The following is a 19,008-nucleotide window of genomic DNA, read 5'->3' as shown; positions in this document are numbered from 1 at the left end:
ACCGTTAAATATGGTATCATTTATATCGACTTACTGTAGCTTCCTATGTATAATCCTTCTTTGCGTGAAGAGTCTCGTGAACAACTCGCTCCCATCATTCCAGTTCAGCGTGAAACCTCAGTTTTAGATTGGTTAGAACAGACGAATCGTTTGCTGGCGCGTGATGTTACCGAGGAGGATGTCCCTGATGATGAAGAGGAAATCTCGGAACTGATGGGTGTAGATGACAATGATTATGATGACGACGATGATGATGATATAGCCGATGAAGATTAACAAACGGGCATAAAAGCAGGATAAACTAGGGCGCGATCGCTTATTTGATAAACCGCGCCCTGATCCCCAAAGCTAACACCATCAAGAAAGCTAACCCCATAAATCCCGCGATCGGGTTACCATCGACTCCGGTTATCCAGGGAGAAACTTGACCCGAATACTGCACCAGTTGTCCCACATTAATGATGTAATAGCCCCAAACCAACCCCCCATGTAAACCAATGGGTAAACCCAAACGCCCTTGTCCTCGCTTTGCCCAAACTAAGGTTAATCCCAACAGCACTAACCCCGGAAATCCCGGTAACGTGCGGATAATTTCTGCGAGAGGTTTGAGAAAATGCAGCGTAGCAAAAATTAGCGCATCTGCCCAAAGAGATAGTTTAGGAGAATAGTCTCGCTCCAACTCATCCAGTAACCAACCCCGAAATACTAACTCCTCTGCTAAGCCAATACCCAGAGCGCTAAGCAATCCTTCTAAAATAATCCGCCCCAGTTGTTTCGGGGGAGATTGAAAGTTTAGCCATCCTAATCCCCCCTCTAAAGCAAACAAGCCTAGGGTAAAAAATAGACCAATACTTAACCCATTGAGCAAGTCTATCCCATTGCGCCGAGAGGAGTACAACCCATAGTGTTTTAACAGTTGAGGTTCTCCGTAAACTGAGCGTCCCCAAACTTTTAGTAGCCCGAGAAATTCCCCAAACAATAGCGCCATCGTTAGAATAGTGACTAGGTTTGAGTCATCGACTAAAAGGTAGATTGGCGCAGCTAACGGTAACCAAAATAGCCCTAGGGTAACAACAAACAAACCCAGCCGCACAGGTGCTGGGTATTGTGCCAATTTCGGGAGGTTCAGTCTCAAAATGTTCAGGACTTACGTCTCCCTATTCATCCGGTTCAATCGTACTGGTTAAGCCGTGATTCTTCAAGGTTTCACAGTAAAACTCGGCATGTTCCATAGCGCAGGTGATGACTAGAGCAATTCCTGAGTTGTGGGCTTCCATCATAATATTGACCGCTTGCGGCTGAGTCAAACTCGGTACCGTCTGTATCAAGGCTTGCACCACATGTTCCATCGGGTTGAAATCATCATTGTGGAGCAAAACACGATAGCGAGGTGCGGGTTTCCGAACAGTTGATGTTGAACGCTTCTCAATCGTTTCCACAGACACGGCTAGGCTTCTCCCTCTCGTTCTAGTGTTTACAAAAAAATAGTTGCTGGGGTACAGTTCCCCATTTTAGCTTTTTCTTTATATTACTCAACAATTATCAGACCAATCACCCGATTTGGCGAGTAGAGATAGCCGAATCTTGACTCGATTCCACCATCCTTATAGTCTTAATGTGTGACTAAATAACGTAAAATAACACACGTTTTTTCGTTTAACCTGAAGTTCTCTCAAAGCCTCGCTCTTTTTCTATAGCTTTTTCTCTCAAAATAGGGAGTGTTTATCTAACAACTTTTGAAACAACTTGTCGGAAGCCCAAAAGGATGTATTCTGAAGGCTTTGAACAGCAACAGGTAGATCGATCAATTTCATCGTTGCTGCTTGATCCAGAATTCCCAGGATACCCGTAATAGCAAGCCCTCTTTCTGTCGCGGTACGCCGTGCTTTCATATCATCAAGTAAGAGTAAATCTGCCTTGAGTTTTTGGGCTAGAATAATAGCGGCTCGTTCTCCCGGATCGAGTAGATCAAGAATTGTATCCGAAGGTTGGTTGACAGGGTGGATTTTTAGCCAATCAAGTGGAGTGGCAATCCAAGTTTGAACAGGTGAGGGCGCAGATGCATCAGACAGTTCGCGGTAGACGGCTTGGGGAATAATGATTTGTTGAAACAATTCGGGCAAAAGATTGATGTAACCAATCAAGATGAGGTAGTTGATTGGGGAGGTATTGGAGACAATAATCATTCTTGGGATAAAACATTGCGAATCGCTTGTGAATCCTGCTCTAAATCATCTTCCGTGTAAGGCAAGTAGGCTTTTTCACGCTTGAGGAATTCATAAGTGTCGCAACGGGATGAGAAGTTGAGCATCTGGCGGACTTGGGCGGCTCCAATGTGTCCTTGGCGATAGTTATCAGCCGCGATAAGTTCTAAAATTCGGCGGGAGATGTTTGCAGGTTTTAGTTGTAGTTGATTGGCGATGTTGTCAGGAAGTTCGATCGTGATTTGCATGATTTCTTCTCATTAACTTATATGATATCCGGGAAATTACCTGATTTGCCGACACATGGGGAACCTACCAGTAAAATATGCTCGGATTTAATGTAATGCTGGATGCCTTTAAGGATTGGCAGTGAGACTGTCTGTGGCTTATCTTCTTGTCTCTTCTCTTCAGTTTGCACCATCTGCTCAAATGAGAAGGTTGCCTGTTTAGCCGCGATTGTTTCAGTTAACGCATCCACAGCCCACCACTGTTCGTAGCGGTGGCAGATTTTTTTTAGGTAATCCTGAAACTCGCTAGGAGCAGTCATGGGAGAGTGATGTTATATACATCTTAAGAGTAATAGCACGCTCAAATGAGGCTGGTGGGCACTGCCCACCCTACGGTCTATCAAGGGTTTCGACGATCCGAAAAGGCAAATTTTCAGTGCCATTGATTTTAAGAGAGTCTTCTCTATGATAGGCTGGCTATCTGGCATAATGCCTCGATGATTAAACTGGAGACAGTTAGGAAACTGTTTGTGATGGTGAATAGCTGTAACAACCCAAGCCGCAGGGTGTTCCAACCCACAAATTAATCTTACCTAAATCACCCCTAACTCTCATAAGTTGCCCAGTATCCGGTTCATGCAGAAGTTCGCGATCGCACACTTCTAGAGCTAAAACGAGGTGAATCTATGATCCAAGCCTTGCAACCGCCGATTACGTTTGATGAGTTTATTGAGTGGCTACCAGAAACCGCTGAATGCCGCTATGAGTTACACCATGGGGTAATTATTGAGATGCCAAAACCGAGAGGTAAGCATTCAAAGTTGTCAGGGGATTTAGCTTACAACCTAGGCACTGCAATTCGTCAAGCTTCCTTGCCCTATTTTATTCCTAAAGAATGTATTGTTCGTTCTCTGGATGGTACTTCTGGATATGAACCGGATGTAATTGTCCTAGATGAACCTGCACTAATTGATGAACCGGATTGGGAAAGTGGTTCTATTATCACTCTGGGCAAATCGATCAAGATGATTATAGAAGTCGTTTCAAGCAACTGGCGGGATGATTACTTGATTAAGCTGGGAGAGTATGAAGCCTTGGGTATCCAGGAATATTGGATTGTGGATTATGCCGCATTAGGTGGGCGACGCTTCATTGGCAATCCCAAACAACCTACTTTAACAGTCTGTCAATTGGTAGAGGGGGAATACGAGTTACAGCAATTTCGAGCAGGCGATCGCTTGATCTCGCCCACTTTACCCAACCTAACGCTGAGAGTTGATCAGGTTTTTGCGGCAGCACAGTAGAGCGCGATCGCTCTTTTGAATCCGCCTTAGATCTGTCCGCCCCCATTCCTTAACGCTTACGCTATATTAGTTAACGTTACTTAACATTATCGAGAACCATGCAGGCGACCCCCGTTGCAGCAACAGCAACCATTCCTGGCATCTACTGGCAATGGCGAGGACAGTCGATTTACTACGTCAAAGCAGGTGAGAAGCGATCGCAACACCCCCCTCTGTTACTTATCCATGGATTTGGTGCATCGACGGATCACTGGCGCAAGAATATTGCTGAACTCAAACAGGACTTTGAAGTTTGGGCAATTGATTTATTAGGGTTTGGACGATCGGCTAAACCGGACTGGCAATATAGTGGTGATTTGTGGCGAGACCAGTTGCATGATTTTATCACCCAGGTGATTGGTCAGCCTGTGGTGTTGGCAGGAAACTCTTTAGGTGGCTATTGTGCGCTGTGTGTCGCGGCGCAGTGTCCTGATTCTGCGGCGGGGGTGGTGTTGCTTAATAGTGCCGGTCCTTTTACCGATACGAAGGTTCCAGAGTCCGCGAATTCTGGGCAAAAGGGGTTTAAGAGCATGACGCGAAGTCTTCTATTGCAACCCTGGGCGAGTTTCCTATTGTTTCAGTACCTGCGGCGACGGGCAATTATTCGCAGAACCCTCAAGCAAGTCTATTTAGATCACAGCGCTATTACTGACCAACTGGTAGAGGATATCTATCGCCCTTCGTGCGATCGCGGAGCGCATAAAGTCTTCGCCTCTGTCTTCAAATCGCCCCAAGGAGAAAAAATAGATGTGCTGCTTGCCAGTTTACGCTGTCCCCTCTTACTCTTATGGGGAGAAGGTGATCCCTGGATGAATGCCAAAGAACGGGGAGCAAAGTTCCGTCAGTATTATCCTCAACTGACAGAATACTATCTCCAAGCCGGTCATTGTCCCCATGATGAGGTTCCCGACCAAGTGAATGAACGACTAAAGTCTTGGGTGATTAAAAATTGCTAAAGATTTTGTCATTCCTCAGGGAACAGTAAATTCATAATTCCTATTTAATACTGGTTCAGCCATGAAAAATCTCTGACGCCAAAATTGACAATAAACGCAACGTTTAAATTTTCCATCGATTTAACTAAATAGAGAATCTCTTCAATCGGTGTTGATTCGTAATGATTAAATAAAATAGCCAAGCGTCTTTCAAGGTCAGGGCGAATCAACTGGGGAGACAATAGGACAATTTTGAGCAGTAAAACTGTCATTTTTAGAGAACCCAGATTATCGACTAAATCACAAAACCAATAATGTTGGGGTTTTTCCATACTTTCAACAACGAGCAAATCAAACAACTGGCTGCATGTTTTTCCAATCAAAGAAGTGTCCACTTTATGATTGTTACATTCAGTTAGCGTATTCGTTAGGTGCTTATTCAATAATCTATAAAAGTTGTGTTGCCCATAGCTCGGATCGATCGACGTAACTAGATACTGATATAAATTTTCTTTAAACAGGGAATAAGATGGAGTTCGGCAAGTTTGGTGAAGAAAGTTTTGAGCCAACTCACGGTACGTATATGAATTTTCAGCTTTTCCGCCAAACTGTTGCAGTGCTAGATACAATTCCTGATCATTCAATAGAGTGGGATTGTTCACCAATTGCTCTCTATTTGTAGCTGAGGATGTAGTTCCCTCAACTAGATAAGTAGCGTACTGCAAAAGTTCGTCCTCTAATCGTTGCTGTTTTTCTCCTTGCAGTTTTTTGATGGTTTGCTGGGTTTCCTCGGAACAGCCTTGACTCAATAAACAATAAGAGAATAAGAAGGGATAATGACTAATTAAGTGAGCTAATTTTTTCGGTTTTGGTGTAGAATCCTCCTCTCCCTTTGCTGAATCATCTACCACTTCCCCCAGAGATTCTAAGACTCGATACTCTTCCAGGTCGATAAAACTTGGTACTGAATCATCGACTACTTTCACAAGACGTTTTAAAGTGCGATATTCTTCGGAGTCGATAAAGGTTTTCACGAGTTGTCGCAAACGGCTAGAGGTAGGCTGGTGGGGGCTTTGGAACAGACCCAGTAAATGTGCGATCGCGACATTTTCTTTAGGCGTCATTTGCCAACGGTTCACCAGGATGTGACAGCAGCGATAGAGAATATTTTTAAACTTTTCTTCAGCCTGTTTAGACGCCGTGATTACGTAGAGTGCTGCTAAAATTGTCGGTTCAGGATAGCCATTACCATGGATGAACAATTGACGGAAACGCTCAATCAACTGAGCCGGGGACTCCCGTTGTACACAGTCGATTAAGTGATTGTAGATGAGTTCTACTTCGACACTAGAGAGGATGTCTAAGTCCGGCTTATCCGCCTTGTTATCCCTTTTCGGGACGTAAACAGGTTGAGGTAGATTAGGAAAGTTCTGCTGAACCCACTGTTGGTTAAAGACAGACTGGTAAATCTGGTTATAGACTCGTAATTTGCCATTTTGCTTGACCACTACTCCGGTCAACCGCAATTCCATTTTTGAGCGACTTTCATCAGCCGCGATTTGTCCACGTTGTAAAATTTGCTGGTAGAGATCAATGATTTCCGGATTACTCTTTCCACCTTGGCTCAAGCGATTGTGGATAGTTCTTAAATGTTCAGGTTCATCAAAAGCCTCCCAATTTTTAATCACTTGATTTTGAATCAGTTGTTCGACCCAATCTGAGATTTTAGCTTGAACATTTCTGCCCGAATAAAGTCTCTGTAGCAGGCTAGGTTGTCGCGTCTCCCAGGTTTTAGTTAAATGCCCTTGCTTCTCGATATGTTGATGGACTAATTTACATAGCTTTTGAGTGAGAAAAGGTTGACCTCCTGTCCAAGTTAAAATTTCTTGGAGAATCACATCAGGATGACTGACTTTTCCTACTAATCCCTGCACCAAGGCTTGAACGTCTTCTAGCTGAAAACCCGAAAGTTCAATGGCTTGACCGATATTGAAGGGAGTACTGCGGTATTTATCTTGAATTAGATCTGAAGGTGTGGCGACACCGAGGAGAGCAAAGGCGAGGCGTTTATAGTTGGGATTATTGCTTCGCTGATTATAGCAGGATTTGATCGAGGCAAAAAAATCATCAACGGGGAAGTGTAAGCGGAGAACGCTATCGATTTCATCAAAAAAAATCACCAAATTCTGAGGAATTGCTCGGAGTAAGACCTCATCGATAAACGTTCTAAAACGTTGCACAATAGAAAGAGTCTGGCGAGTAGACCACCAGGTTTCCAATTCACCAGCATCCATGAGATCGAAGCTGCTGGCTAAGGTGTAAACAATCCCGGCATACCACTGTTCTAGAGTAATGTTTTGGCATCCGATCGCACTCAAGTCAACCGCCGTGCAAGCAAACCCCACCTGGTTCAGGCGCTGCATTGTGCGAACCCGTAAGCTCGATTTTCCCATCTGGCGAGCGTTAAGGACATAACAAAACTCGCCGGCTTTGAGCGCTTCGTAGAGTTGATTGTCAGCTTGTCGAACGACGTAGGTAGGAGCATCAATGGGTAGACAACCCCCAACTTGATACTCATAGACTGAGTTTTGGACTGCGATCATGGGACGCACCTGGGGTGTCGGTGAAAATACGGAATTTCCCTCTGACAGGATTGTATCCTAAATTGTTCTATTTCCCAGGACTGATAACTTATACACCACACTCAATGAATTAACTTTATGAAATCTTCATAAGAACCTGATAATTTGGGGATTAGTGTGAAGACTTTATAAAGTAGTCCCTTATGTATCAACTAGCACCTAATTGTATGATACATAGTCTATAAGAATATCAATCTATAAGACTTCTAGCTCAAAACCGAGTGTACCAAACCTATAAAACCTGGGCAACTGCATCTCAAAAGACACCAACCCTCCTGGTTACAGGGGGAGCCGGATATATCGGCTCTCATACCGTGCAAGCCTTAAAGGAGGCGGGTTATCAGGTTGTTATTTTGGATAATCTAACCTGCGGACATCGAGATTTCGTGGAAAACGTTTTGCAGGTTCCCTTAATTGAGGGGAGTATCAGCGATCGCGCCTTACTGGATCGGGTATTTGCCACTCACTCTATCACAGGGGTTATCCACTTTGCCGCCTGTGCCTATGTGGGGGAATCCTTCACCAACCCAGCCAAGTATTACCGTAACAATGTGGCGGGAACCCTGACGCTCTTGGAAGCGATGGTGGCGGCTTCGGTGAAACGGTTAGTCTTTTCATCCACTTGTGCCACTTATGGCATCCCCCAGTCATTACCGATTACGGAAGAACAACCACAAAATCCCATCAATCCCTATGGTAGTAGTAAATTGATGGTCGAGAAAATGCTGGCTGATTTTGAGGCGGCATACAAGTTAAAGTATATCTGTTTCCGCTTCTTCAATGCCGCTGGGGCAGATCCGGCGGGACGCTTGGGAGAAGATCATACCCCAGAACCCCACCTGATTCCCTCCGTGTTGTTTAGCGCCCTCGGTTGGCGAGAATCCATTTCTGTGTTTGGCACCGATTATCCTACCCCAGATGGTACTTGTATTCGAGACTATGTTCATGTTAGTGATATTGCCCAGGCGCACTTGCTAGGATTAGCTCGACTATTGCAAACTGATGAAAGTGAAATTTTTAACCTGGGTAGTGGCAAAGGTTTCTCCGTCAAACAAGTGATTGAAACCGCCAGAACAGTGACCAAACAACCGATCCCAGTGATCGAATGCCCTCGCCGCCCAGGAGATCCCCCTATGCTAGTCAGCACTGGAGAAAAAGCCAAGCAGGTTTTAGGTTGGCAGCCCCAATACCCAGAACTTAAGGATATGATCACCCATGCTTGGCATTGGCATCAACAACGCCACGGTTGGCGAGAGAAACAAATGGTTCAGCCTTGCATTGGCGCATCTGGGGCATATTTATAGTTTCAGCAGCAACCCAAAAATTCATGATCACCCTGAACCGCGATCGCGTAGCTTCTACCTTACCCCTGGTTTCGGTTATTATTCCAGCTTATAACGCCGAAGCCTTTATTGAAAAGACACTAAAATCCGTTCTATCTCAGACGTATCAGAACCTGGAGGTTTTAGTCGTCGATGATGGTTCCCAAGACAGAACCCCTGAGATTATCCAAGCCATTGCACAACAAGATAAACGGGTAGTCTTGTTGCAACAGAAAAATGCCGGAGTCGCCGCCGCCCGGAATTTAGGCATTGAAAAGTCTCAAGGCGAATTCATTGCTCCCATTGATGCGGATGATATTTGGTATCCCGAAAATATTGAAAAGCAAGTCCAATGTTTTCTCGCATCTGATCCCTCTGTTGGGTTAGTTTATTCGTGGTCAGTGGATATTGATCAAGATGATGTCCCCACGGGTATATTTCGTGCCGCCAAAATTGAGGGAGAGGTTTACGTCACCCTAGTCGGTCACAATTTTATTGGCAATGCGAGCGCCTCCATGATTCGTCGAAATTGTTTTGATCAAATTGGAGGATATAACTGCCAATTGAAAGAACAGGCTGCCCAGGGATGTGAAGATTGGGATATTTATCTGAGAATCGCTGACGTTTGTCAATTCCGAGTTGTCCCAGACTTTCTGATTGGTTATCGCAAAATTATCAACAGTATGTCCCGTGATTCTACTCAAATGGCAAAGTCACACCATTTAGTGATGCAAGCTGTACGACAAAGACATCCCGAAATACCCACAGCTCTCTATGGATTTTCGAGTAGCAGTTTATATATTTACTTTGCCCATCAAAGTCATTATTTTAAAGACCATAAAACGACTCTATTTTGGCTAGGACAAGCGATAAAATCAGATGTCGTCACACCCTACTTACGGCTGGGGTTTTATTTATTGGCTCTCCAAAGCATTTTAGGGTTAGTCCTTCAGCTTGTGAGAGCGAGAGTGGGGGTTGCGGAAAACCAGTCGTTCAAGTCAAAAAATATAAAAAATAGATTGACTCTTGATGACATCAAACGCAAAGAAAGCGCGATCAAGATCAAGGTCTTAGTTGGCGATGCCTTTCACTATTTCATTCCTAAGCTTTCTCGGAATAAAAAAATAAAGCTAAACTATGAAACCGTTGAAGGTTCAGCCTTAAATTAAAAAGAGAACCTGTTGTCCATTTACCATTAACCGTTCGTTGCCACTGACGCCTAAAAAACAGAGCTTAAAGAGGAAAAACTCATTAAAAGGCTACTCCTACTGTTAAAAATTTACCCCTGGGCAATTCCGGCAATTGTTACCCTGGGAATTTTATCTTCAGTTTCGGAAGGATTGGGGGTTAGCTTGTTCATTCCTTTTCTCCAAAACTTGTCTCAAACCTCTAACCCAACAGTCAGTGACAATGCTTTAATCGGCTTTCTCAACCAAGTCCTCAGTACCGTTCCTACCAGTCAACGCCTAGTCGTTATTCCCCTATTTATCTTTGGCGCTATTGTACTGAAAAACTGCCTAACCTACGGTAACTCGGTTCTATTGGCATGGTTAAATTCGCGTATCAGCCATCGGTTGCGCTCTCGTATTTTCGATCAGCTATTAAGCGTAAGCTACAGCTTCTTAGAAACTAAAGATTCTGGCAAATTACTCAATACATTGGCAACTGAGACATGGCGCACCAGTGAAGCACTAGGGGTATTGGTCAACCTGATTGTAAGTTCCTGCACTACCGTTGTTTATGTCGCCTTACTCCTACTGATTTCCTGGAAGTTGACCCTGTTAGTCGGCGGGATCATGCTTTTGATTTCCCTAATTATCCAGTTTGTGACGCGCCAGTCCAAAGTTTTGGGACAAAAGGCAGTTCAAGTGAATGTCGCTCTGGGAAGACGAATGTATGAAGGGTTAGCAGGAATGAGAACCATTCGGGCATTTGGACGGGAACCTTACGAGCAAAAGCAGTTTGATCAGGCGTCTGAGCAAGTCCGTGGTATCTTTATGAAGCTCGATACGTTGTCGGCGTCCGTGAATCCGCTCTATGAGGTGCTTTCGGCATTGCTGGTGTTGAGCATTATGATGATTGCTCTGTTGCAAGACCGGACGGCATTACCTACCCTGCTAACTTTTCTATTCATTCTCTATCGACTTCAGCCGCAGATGCAACTGCTCGGTGGCAATCGCGTTAAGTTGCTGATGTTAGCCAGTTCGGTGGATGATGTGATGTACTTTCTGGAACCCTCGGACAAGCCCTACATCCGCTCTGGCAATCTGACGTTTTCAGGATTGCAGCAGGCTATTTCCTTAGAATCCGTTAGCTTCCGCTACAATCCCCAGGATAAACCCGCTTTACACAATATCTCCATCTCCATTCCCAGTGGCAAAACCACCGCATTTGTTGGTCCTTCCGGTGCGGGGAAGTCTACCCTCGTTAACCTAATTTGCCGTTTTTATGAGGTTACTGAAGGCGAAATTTATGTAGACAATCACCCCTTAAAAGAATTAGATTTACTATCCTGGCGCTGTCATCTGGCAATCGTCAGTCAAGACATTTATATTTTCAGTAATACCATCAGGGAGAACATTGCCTATGGTCGCTTAGACGCAACAGAAGCCGATATCATTGCCGCCGCCAAACAAGCCAATGCCCATGAGTTTATCATGCAACTCCCCCAAGGCTACGATACCAAAGTAGGCGACCGAGGAATTCGGCTCTCCGGGGGTCAGCGACAGCGCATCGCCCTTGCTCGTGCTATTATCCGCAATCCAGACATTCTGATTCTGGATGAAGCCACCAACGCCCTAGACACGATTTCAGAACACTTAATTCAAGAAGCGCTAACTACCTTTAGCCATAACCGTACCGTCATTGTCATCGCCCATCGCCTGTCCACTATCGAAAAAGCAGACCAGATTATTGTCCTGGAGAACGGACAGGTAGTTGAGTCGGGGAATCTCCAGCAGCTTCTTCAACTCAACGGACTCTTTGCCAAACTCCACCGACTGCAATATCATCGTTCTCCAGCTTGACCCTGAAACGAGACTTATGTCCTACTCCATCATTGATTTGGAAGTCACTCAACCCCTACCCACCCTCCAGACAAAGGAGGACAAAACGGGTATCGCTTTGGTGCTACGCCGTAAAGACAGACCCATCGGTTTGGTGATGCAAGAACTCCCGCCAAACAGCGTCCTGACTCCCGAAGATTTAGCACCACTCCTGAGTCGGGAAATTGGCACAAAGCTGCTTCAGGAAAGTATCCGAGAAGAATTAGTGTCTCCGGCGAATCCAGAGCAGTTTCCTTCCCTAACAGTGGCGATTTGTACGAAAGACCGTCCCGACAATGTGGCAAGATGTCTGGAGTCTTTACTTAAGCTACAACTATCAGATGGTTCGCCTTGTTTTGAAATTTTAGTGGTGGATAATGCACCGTCTGATGAGCGCACCAAAGATTTAATTGACACATTACCGACCGTGTTCTACACCAGGGAACCGAAAGCGGGTCTAGATTTTGCTCGCAATCGTGCTTTGCAAGAGGCGACAGGTGAACTTCTGGCATATCTCGATGATGATGTAACTGTAGACCGTCAATGGTTCAATGGACTGGTAGAAGCTTGGGCAGAAAATCCCGATGCGGGTGGGTTTACTGGGTTGGTTTTGCCTTATGAGTTGGTCACAGAGGCACAAATTCTCTTTGAAAAGAGGGGCGGATTTCGGCGCGGTTTTGAGAAAATCCGCCATGGACAAATCTTACCCGGTAATCCCCTCTATCCCTGCGGAGCCGGAATTTTTGGCGCGGGATGCAATATGGCATTTCGCCGGGAGGTTTTACTCAAACTGGGTGGCTTTGATGAGGCGTTAGATACAGGCGCACCGCTTCCGGGTGGCGGGGATTTGGATATCTTTTACCGCGTAGTTCGGGCAGGATATCCTTTAGTGTACGAACCTCAATACCTGGTGTTTCACCAACACCGTCGGGAACTGGCAAAACTCCGCCATCAGTATTGGACGTGGGGGTTAGGTTTTATGGCATTTGTGGTTAAATCTTACCAGCAAGACATCTCCATGCGTTTAAGCTTTCGCCTGTTGGTCGGATGGTGGTTTCAATACCAGTTACGCCAGCTTGCAGAGAGTTTGATGGGGCTTCATCCTTTACCGCCGGGAATGATTCTCGCCGAACTCTGGGGGGGAATTGTCGGGCTTTTGGGAGAATATCCTCGTTCACAGAGGCGTATTGAGCAGATTAAGCAGCAATTTATTTCAGAGCCAGGGCTAGCGCTTCAAAAACTTAGCTGCCCTCAAGATGATAACATTATCCTGCAAAAATAAATTCTCAATTTTTAGCAAATTATCCGGTAATGATCCCCATGAGCTATGAGTGAGCAACATCCTTATCGAGCAACAATTTTACCGATACCAGAGGGAGAACCGCGCCCTTTGTGGTCGGTGATGATTCCTACTTATAATTGCGCTCAATATCTGCGGGAAACCTTGGCAAGTGTGTTGGCTCAAGACCCAGGATCGCAGGTGATGCAAATTGAGGTGATTGATGACCATTCTACCCAGGATGATCCAGAAGCGGTAGTAAAGGAACTGGGTCAAGGTCGAGTGCATTTTTACAGACAGCCAGAAAATGTTGGCTATATCCGCAATTTTGAAACCTGCTTAGAGCGATCGCATGGGAAGTTAATCCACATCCTCCATGGTGATGATTATGTGCGGCATGGCTTCTATTGTAAACTTCAAAGGGCTTTTGAGGAAAATTCAGAAATTGGTGCGGCGTTCTGTCGCCATATTTATATGGACGAATACGGACACTGGCAAAGCATTTCCCACCTCGAAAAACCGGAAAGTAGTATTGTACCAAATTGGTTAGAACAGATTGCTGCCGGACAACGGATAACCACACCCTCAATCGTGGTTAAGCGGGATGTTTACGAAAAACTGGGTGGGTTTGACCGCCGTTTTTCATGTTGCGGGGAGGACTGGGAAATGTGGGTAAGAATAGCGACGGAGTACCCTATTTGGTTTGAAGTTGAGCCTGTTGCTGTCTATCGAGTTAAGCGACTGGGTTCGCTAACGCAACGTTCTGTCAAAACCAACAAGCTGGTTCAAGATATGCGTAAAGCAACAGAAATTATAGAATCCTATCTACCTGACTATCTGCCGCCTACCGTCGCTTACCAATTGACCAGTCAGGCGAGAGAAACTTATGCGGGTTGGGCAGTAGAAACAGCAGGGAATCTCCTCGCTACTGGCAATCTAGAAGCCACTGTATCCCAACTTCAAGAAGCACTCAAGTGCAGTCGTTCTGCCAGAATTTGGCGCTGGATGATTCGCGTGCTTTGCTTTGAAGGAATCGGCTTGCTGGGGCGCAAATGCCGTTCAATGTTGACATTGAATCGTGAAAAAATTGTCAGTTGCCAGGATGTTACCGGACATTAATTACGAGTGAATTAAGCAGTAGATTTTATGAGTACGTTTATTCCTTGGAAAATTCTCCACCTTGAGTTAAGTGAAGTCATCCCAGCATTATCGGCTGAACCGGACTATCAGGGACTGTATCTGGTGTTTTGGTTGCATGGCGTTCCCCTGGGCGATCGCGCGATTTCAGCGGCACAGTTACCGATGAGTGCTACGGAACTCGCCAATCTAATTGTACAAACGATTACGCCTGCCGTTGGCGATCGGCTTTTGCCTCAAGGGTTTAAAGCGGCGCTATCGGAGCATCCCGTACACCAGCCCCCAGCTATACCCCCAGATTTTTATACTTTATTAGCATTAGACCGCCCTCTAGAGAGACTTGATGAATGTTTATTAAAAGAATCTGACAGTGAAACGGTTTCCGTTGTGATTTGTACCCGAGACCGTCCAGAGCAATTAGAAAAATGTTTGCGATCGCTCCAAAGTTTATCACAGCCTCCCCAGGAAATTATTGTCGTAGACAACGCACCCGCTACAGAGGCAACAAGGGAAGTGGTTTCCCAAATACCTGGTGTTCGCTACATACTAGAACCGCGTCCGGGTCTGAGTGTAGCGCGTAATACAGGCATTCGCCACAGTACAGGCAAGATTATTGCGTTCACTGATGATGATGTAGCTGTTCATCCGGACTGGATTCGTCGAATTCAGCAAGGCTTTGAGAATCCTCAAGTGATGGCGGTGACGGGATTAGTGTTACCCGCCGAACTAGAAACTGAATCTCAGTTCACCTTTGAAACGAGTCAAAAAAACTTTAGCTGGGGATACCGAAAACGAATCTTTGATCGACAATTCTTTGAGTCAATTAAACATCTCGGTGTCCCGGTTTGGCGCATCGGTGCGGGGGCAAATATGGCGTTTCGCCGCGAAATTTTTGAACGAGTCGGCGACTTTGACGAACGTTTAGGAGCTGGAGCATCTGGTTGTAGTGAGGATTCGGAATTTTGGTACAGGGTTCTGGCTGAAGGTTGGCTTTGTTATTACGAACCGACAGCGGTAATTTTCCACTACCATCGCCAAGAGTTAGAGAGTTTAAAACAGCAGATTTATCAATATATGCGAGGACATGTAGCTGCCCTTTTAATTCAATTTGCCAGATATGGACATTGGGGGAACTTGATTCGCTTATTTATCATTTTGCCCGGATATTACACTAAGGTATTATTAGGCGGTATTATTAGAGGTTTTAGTTCCAGGCACAAAACCTTAGTGGTAGAAATTTTGGGCTGTTTAGCCGGAATTAAATTTTATTTACAACATCGATACTCTGGTGAAAAATTGGCAGATATTTCTTAATTACAAGTTAATCCATTCAGATTGTCACTTTACATTGTAGGTATGTACAAAGCTCCACTCAATCAATTTTTATCCAAAAATCCTTTTTCTCGTCCCCTAACTCAAGGTTTTTTCTACCGGGAAAAGATGCGGGCTATTTATCGCACTGCCCCAGATCAAAAGTTTAAAGATATTCTGGAACTAGGTGGGGGTCAGAGTGGTCTGACTGCTTTGTTATACCCGCAAGCCAAGGTAACTAACCTAGACCTAAATCCTGAGTATGCTAATGCTCCCTGCAATCAACAGGAACGAGTTAGTTTTGTTTGTGGAGACGCTACAGCGTTACCGTTCAATGATAATTCTTTTGATGCTGTTACAATGTTCGATGTTTTAGAACATATTCAAGCGCATGAAAAAGCTGTATCAGAAGCACTGCGAGTATTGCGATCAGGTGGTTTTATCTTAGTCAGCACTCCTAATGAAAACTGGCGATTTCCCTATTATAGATTTATGAAACCTATCTGCCCTAGTGATACTGATGTCATGGCTGAATGGGGACATGTACGCCGTGGCTACACGTTAGATGAACTGAAGAGCCTGATTGGTTTATCCTGTCAGAGCTATGCCACTTTTATCAATCCGATCACGGTGCTTTGCCATGATGTTGCTTTCTCTCATTTATCACCTCTTAAGCGTGAGTTTCTTTGCTCCTTACTCAGTCCCATTACCTGGTTAAGTTACATCCAACACAAGCCGGAAGCCAAAGGTACAGAAACTGCATCAACTTGGCAGAACGGGGCAGAGTTGCTTTAAAAAATTCTAACCTTTAATTAAGTATTGTTGCCATCAATGATGTCTATCTATTTGTATGAAATTTACGCCCAACATACTCCGCTTTTTTATCATTGCCTTATTAGTTCTGGGTATATTCTTCCGCTTCGCCAATCTTGATCAAAAAATTTACTGGCATGATGAAACTTACACATCTTTACGGCTTTCTGGTTACTCCCTTAAGGAATTAACTCAGGGTGTCTTTACAGGTGAGATCATTAGCATTGAAGATTTGCATAAGTACCAACGGATTAATTCTGAACGGGGTGTCGTTGATACAGTCAAACGCCTTGCCGAAGAAGATCCCCAACACCCCCCTCTTTATTACGCCATTGCACGATTATGGGTTCAGGGATTCGGTGACTCAATAACAGCAATAAGAAGTTTATCTGCCGTCATTAGTTTGCTCGTTTTTCCCAGCGCCTACTGGTTGTGCCGAGAATTATTCAAGTCATCGTTAACAGCTTGGATAGCCGTTGCTCTAATCGCCCTATCACCTTTTCATGTACTATATGCTCAAGAAGCGCGACAATATGCTTTATGGACAGTGACCATTTTGTTATCCAGTGCAGCGCTGCTTAGAGCCATAAAATGTCAGACTAACCAAAGTTGGATAATTTATGGAGTCACCCTATCTCTGGCGCTCTACTCTCATTCACTTTCCTTATTGGTTGTGCTAGCATACGGTGTCTATGTCTTTCTCATTGAAGGATTTCGCCTCAGTCGAAATCTGATGGCTTATGGGATAAGTACCCTATTAGCAGTTCTTTCTTTTTTGCCGTGGTTGATTAATTTACGCGACACCAATGGGGTAAGCTGGACGGCAAAAGAAGTATCGGGGTCATTTTTAGTAAAAAATTGGCTAGGGGATTTGACGCGGATTTTCTTTGATTTCCAAAAAGTCGATAATCCTTTAATTATCGTCGCTCCGCCTGTTTTAATCTTAATTGGATATTCAGTTTACTTTTTATTAAAGAAAACAGATCGTAAAAGCTGGTTATTTTTATTGGCATTAGGTGGAATTACCTTACTGCTGCTATTACTACCCGACTTAATTTTTGGCGGACGCAGATCGACAGTCAATCGTTATTTAATTCCAAGTTATTTATCGGTGCAAATGGCTGTAAGTTATCTTCTCAGTACTAAAATTACCTCGATTCATCTTTTCCAACAGAAGATATGGCAAGTAATAACAGCAATGCTGATTTCAATAGGAATTATTTCCTGTGCCATGAATTTGCCTCAAAAAACAGCATGGAACAAAGAATTTAGTAATGATAATTTCCAAATAGCTTCCATTATTAACCAGACAAGTCGTCCTCTTTTAATTAGTAGTACAGATTACTACCTAAATCCTGGCGAATTATTTTCTCTCAGCTATTTGCTTGATGCTAAAGTTAAATTGCTATTACTGGTTGAGCCAAACACCCCCAATATTCATAATAATTACACAGATATTTTTTTATTTCACACGTCTAAAGTATTATCCAAGGAGATTGAACAAAAATACGATTATAAAGTGGAGCGAGTTAATCAGGGTAGGGGGTTATTGCGTTTAAAAAAGTAGTTTTATGATTTAAATATTATTTTGAAAGTCGATAAAATTATGGATTTTAAAAAGATAATTAAACCTCTGTTTACTTTAAAGTACTACCTTTCAAAAGAGGGAATAAAGTATTTACTAAGGGATATAAAAGGGCAAATTTTGTATTTGCGAAATAATGATTATGGAATTCCAGAACCTTTGATTAATTATACACCTTTTAGATTTTGGATTTATCCTTCCTATTGGCGTTATTTACTGGCAAAATTCCTGAAAAAATTGGGACTTTGGCATCCAGAGTCTCACATAAAGAATATCCAGAGACGTTACTTGACAGGGCGTCCAGATTCACTCGCAGGAATGGGACATCAACTATCCAACTGGAATGCGGCTTTGATTTATTCGATGAAATATGATCTCAAGTTTGTTCATCAACCTCTTTTGACGGCTGGAGGCTACAATTGGGAAGAATTTTTTAATTTTGGTGATGGAGAAGTAGTCTACGATGAAATTATCAAGGATCAAACAGTCAAAATAGTAAAATTGCCAAGAGTGCGATGGATTAAAGAAGATGATTATGGACAGTATGTTATTGGTGAAATTATAAAGTCTGCCTATCCGGGTAGTCATATTCTCTTTCAGCTACAGAGTGATTGTACAGCTCCTAATGTTTATGATCATACGCCCAGTTCAGAAATTCTGAGACTGAAATACTGGAACTCCAGAGCCAAAAATCCCGTTGAGTGCAATTTTAAAGACGATGGATTAAATATTGCTTGTCATGTCAGGAGAGGAGATATAGTAACGACCAATGATGAAAATGTTAATCTCCGCAAAAGATGGTTAGAAAATTCTTACTTTATAAAAATAGTCAAGACAATTACAACCTTATTATCCGATAAAAAATGTTACATTAATGTATTTTCTCAAGGAGTAAAAGAAAACTTCCAGGACTTTGACCAACTTGATAATGTTGTTTATCATCTAGATGAGGATCAATTCAAAACCTTTCATAGTATGGTCGTCGCAGATATCCTCATCCTCAGTCCAAGTTCTTTCTCTTATAAGGCAGGCATCATTTCTCGTGGCATTAAGATTGCTAAATATCCTTGGTGGCATGAGATTCCTAATAACTCTGAATGGTTGCGGAGTGATGAAGATGGTAATTTTAATCCAGATCCAATAATAGAAAGGTATTCAAACTAATC

The 19,008-nt window shown here is 43.8% G+C and carries 18 protein-coding genes; 12 read left to right on the top strand and 6 right to left on the bottom strand.

Translation table 11 applies throughout. The features are described 5' to 3' along the window. Window positions 1–45 precede the first annotated feature (45 nt). The gene (locus tag RID09_RS16905) at window positions 46–276 is read left to right on the top strand and encodes a DUF3134 domain-containing protein (RefSeq protein ID WP_446337094.1); all 231 of its coding nucleotides are present in this window, start codon (window positions 46–48) and stop codon (window positions 274–276) included. A gap of 40 nt (window positions 277–316) precedes the next feature. Here the strand turns inward: RID09_RS16905 and RID09_RS16900 are convergent, their stop codons facing one another. The 5 genes from RID09_RS16900 to RID09_RS16880 all read right to left on the bottom strand — a co-directional run bounded on the left by RID09_RS16900 (window position 317) and on the right by RID09_RS16880 (window position 2,751). Then, window positions 317–1,135: a CPBP family intramembrane glutamic endopeptidase gene (locus RID09_RS16900; RefSeq protein WP_446337093.1), complete on the bottom strand. Its 819-nt coding sequence runs from the start codon at window positions 1,133–1,135 to the stop codon at window positions 317–319. Between the two features lie 22 nt (window positions 1,136–1,157). Beyond that, window positions 1,158–1,445 (bottom strand): ATP-dependent Clp protease adapter ClpS, encoded by a 288-nt coding sequence (gene clpS, locus RID09_RS16895; RefSeq protein WP_446337092.1) that lies wholly within the window; start codon window positions 1,443–1,445, stop codon window positions 1,158–1,160. A 261-nt stretch (window positions 1,446–1,706) separates the two neighbouring features. Next, window positions 1,707–2,186 carry a DUF3368 domain-containing protein gene (locus RID09_RS16890; RefSeq protein WP_446337091.1) on the bottom strand — a complete coding sequence of 160 codons (480 nt, stop codon included), beginning with the start codon at window positions 2,184–2,186 and terminating at the stop codon, window positions 1,707–1,709. Continuing rightward, window positions 2,183–2,452 (bottom strand): UPF0175 family protein, encoded by a 270-nt coding sequence (locus RID09_RS16885; protein WP_446337090.1) that lies wholly within the window; start codon window positions 2,450–2,452, stop codon window positions 2,183–2,185. Before RID09_RS16885 ends, RID09_RS16890 begins: the two co-directional genes overlap by 4 nt. A 17-nt stretch (window positions 2,453–2,469) precedes the next feature. Then, window positions 2,470–2,751 carry a hypothetical protein gene (locus RID09_RS16880; protein WP_446337089.1) on the bottom strand — a complete coding sequence of 94 codons (282 nt, stop codon included), beginning with the start codon at window positions 2,749–2,751 and terminating at the stop codon, window positions 2,470–2,472. Window positions 2,752–3,117: 366 nt separating this feature from the next. On the opposite strand from RID09_RS16880, the gene RID09_RS16875 reads away from it, so the two are divergent. Continuing rightward, window positions 3,118–3,735: a Uma2 family endonuclease gene (locus tag RID09_RS16875; protein ID WP_446337088.1), complete on the top strand. Its 618-nt coding sequence runs from the start codon at window positions 3,118–3,120 to the stop codon at window positions 3,733–3,735. Between the two features lie 98 nt (window positions 3,736–3,833). Beyond that, the gene (locus tag RID09_RS16870; protein ID WP_446337087.1) at window positions 3,834–4,730 is read left to right on the top strand and encodes an alpha/beta fold hydrolase; all 897 of its coding nucleotides are present in this window, start codon (window positions 3,834–3,836) and stop codon (window positions 4,728–4,730) included. A gap of 44 nt (window positions 4,731–4,774) precedes the next feature. On the opposite strand, the gene RID09_RS16865 is transcribed toward RID09_RS16870, so the two are convergent. Next, window positions 4,775–7,312, bottom strand: coding sequence for an AAA-like domain-containing protein (locus tag RID09_RS16865; protein WP_446337086.1), 2,538 nt, complete (start codon window positions 7,310–7,312; stop codon window positions 4,775–4,777). Window positions 7,313–7,572: 260 nt separating this feature from the next. Between RID09_RS16865 and galE the strand changes: the two genes are divergently transcribed. The 9 genes from galE to RID09_RS16820 all read left to right on the top strand — a co-directional run bounded on the left by galE (window position 7,573) and on the right by RID09_RS16820 (window position 19,006). Continuing rightward, window positions 7,573–8,655 (top strand): UDP-glucose 4-epimerase GalE, encoded by a 1,083-nt coding sequence (gene galE, locus RID09_RS16860; RefSeq protein ID WP_446337085.1) that lies wholly within the window; start codon window positions 7,573–7,575, stop codon window positions 8,653–8,655. Window positions 8,656–8,678: 23 nt separating this feature from the next. Beyond that, window positions 8,679–9,842, top strand: coding sequence for a glycosyltransferase family 2 protein (locus RID09_RS16855; RefSeq protein WP_446337084.1), 1,164 nt, complete (start codon window positions 8,679–8,681; stop codon window positions 9,840–9,842). A gap of 81 nt (window positions 9,843–9,923) precedes the next feature. Then, window positions 9,924–11,699: an ABC transporter ATP-binding protein gene (locus RID09_RS16850; RefSeq protein ID WP_446337110.1), complete on the top strand. Its 1,776-nt coding sequence runs from the start codon at window positions 9,924–9,926 to the stop codon at window positions 11,697–11,699. A gap of 16 nt (window positions 11,700–11,715) precedes the next feature. Continuing rightward, window positions 11,716–12,999 (top strand): glycosyltransferase family 2 protein, encoded by a 1,284-nt coding sequence (locus RID09_RS16845; protein WP_446337083.1) that lies wholly within the window; start codon window positions 11,716–11,718, stop codon window positions 12,997–12,999. A gap of 45 nt (window positions 13,000–13,044) precedes the next feature. Next, on the top strand, window positions 13,045–14,115 hold the full coding sequence (locus RID09_RS16840; RefSeq protein ID WP_446337082.1) for a glycosyltransferase family 2 protein: 1,071 nt from the start codon (window positions 13,045–13,047) through the stop codon (window positions 14,113–14,115). A 27-nt stretch (window positions 14,116–14,142) separates the two neighbouring features. After that, entirely contained in the window at window positions 14,143–15,447 is a 1,305-nt protein-coding gene (locus RID09_RS16835) for a glycosyltransferase family 2 protein (protein WP_446337081.1), read from the top strand. Between the two features lie 42 nt (window positions 15,448–15,489). Then, complete coding sequence (locus tag RID09_RS16830; RefSeq protein WP_446337080.1) at window positions 15,490–16,239, top strand: class I SAM-dependent methyltransferase; 750 nt, start codon at window positions 15,490–15,492, stop codon at window positions 16,237–16,239. 55 nt (window positions 16,240–16,294) lie between these two features. Further along, entirely contained in the window at window positions 16,295–17,824 is a 1,530-nt protein-coding gene (locus RID09_RS16825) for a glycosyltransferase family 39 protein (protein ID WP_446337079.1), read from the top strand. A 39-nt stretch (window positions 17,825–17,863) separates the two neighbouring features. Further along, window positions 17,864–19,006: a hypothetical protein gene (locus RID09_RS16820; RefSeq protein ID WP_446337078.1), complete on the top strand. Its 1,143-nt coding sequence runs from the start codon at window positions 17,864–17,866 to the stop codon at window positions 19,004–19,006. Window positions 19,007–19,008 lie beyond the last annotated feature (2 nt).

This window comes from Coleofasciculus sp. G1-WW12-02 (assembly GCF_040219735.1).
Lineage (GTDB): Bacteria > Cyanobacteriota > Cyanobacteriia > Cyanobacteriales > Coleofasciculaceae > Coleofasciculus.
The sequence above is the reverse complement of the archived record's forward strand: the minus strand, read 5'-3'. Positions and strand labels throughout refer to the sequence as shown.

Bases quoted from the DNA above. Each gene is read 5' to 3' on its own strand.
- RID09_RS16905 (WP_446337094.1), top strand. From the start codon at position 46: ATGTATAATCCTTCTTTGCGTGAAGAGTCTCGTGAACAACTCGCTCCC.
- RID09_RS16890 (WP_446337091.1), bottom strand. From the start codon at position 2,186: ATGATTATTGTCTCCAATACCTCCCCAATCAACTACCTCATCTTGATT.
- RID09_RS16885 (WP_446337090.1), bottom strand. From the start codon at position 2,452: ATGCAAATCACGATCGAACTTCCTGACAACATCGCCAATCAACTACAA.
- RID09_RS16880 (WP_446337089.1), bottom strand. From the start codon at position 2,751: ATGACTGCTCCTAGCGAGTTTCAGGATTACCTAAAAAAAATCTGCCAC.
- RID09_RS16875 (WP_446337088.1), top strand. From the start codon at position 3,118: ATGATCCAAGCCTTGCAACCGCCGATTACGTTTGATGAGTTTATTGAG.
- RID09_RS16870 (WP_446337087.1), top strand. From the start codon at position 3,834: ATGCAGGCGACCCCCGTTGCAGCAACAGCAACCATTCCTGGCATCTAC.
- RID09_RS16865 (WP_446337086.1), bottom strand. From the start codon at position 7,312: ATGATCGCAGTCCAAAACTCAGTCTATGAGTATCAAGTTGGGGGTTGT.
- RID09_RS16855 (WP_446337084.1), top strand. From the start codon at position 8,679: ATGATCACCCTGAACCGCGATCGCGTAGCTTCTACCTTACCCCTGGTT.
- RID09_RS16845 (WP_446337083.1), top strand. From the start codon at position 11,716: ATGTCCTACTCCATCATTGATTTGGAAGTCACTCAACCCCTACCCACC.
- RID09_RS16840 (WP_446337082.1), top strand. From the start codon at position 13,045: ATGAGTGAGCAACATCCTTATCGAGCAACAATTTTACCGATACCAGAG.
- RID09_RS16835 (WP_446337081.1), top strand. From the start codon at position 14,143: ATGAGTACGTTTATTCCTTGGAAAATTCTCCACCTTGAGTTAAGTGAA.
- RID09_RS16830 (WP_446337080.1), top strand. From the start codon at position 15,490: ATGTACAAAGCTCCACTCAATCAATTTTTATCCAAAAATCCTTTTTCT.
- RID09_RS16825 (WP_446337079.1), top strand. From the start codon at position 16,295: ATGAAATTTACGCCCAACATACTCCGCTTTTTTATCATTGCCTTATTA.
- RID09_RS16820 (WP_446337078.1), top strand. From the start codon at position 17,864: ATGGATTTTAAAAAGATAATTAAACCTCTGTTTACTTTAAAGTACTAC.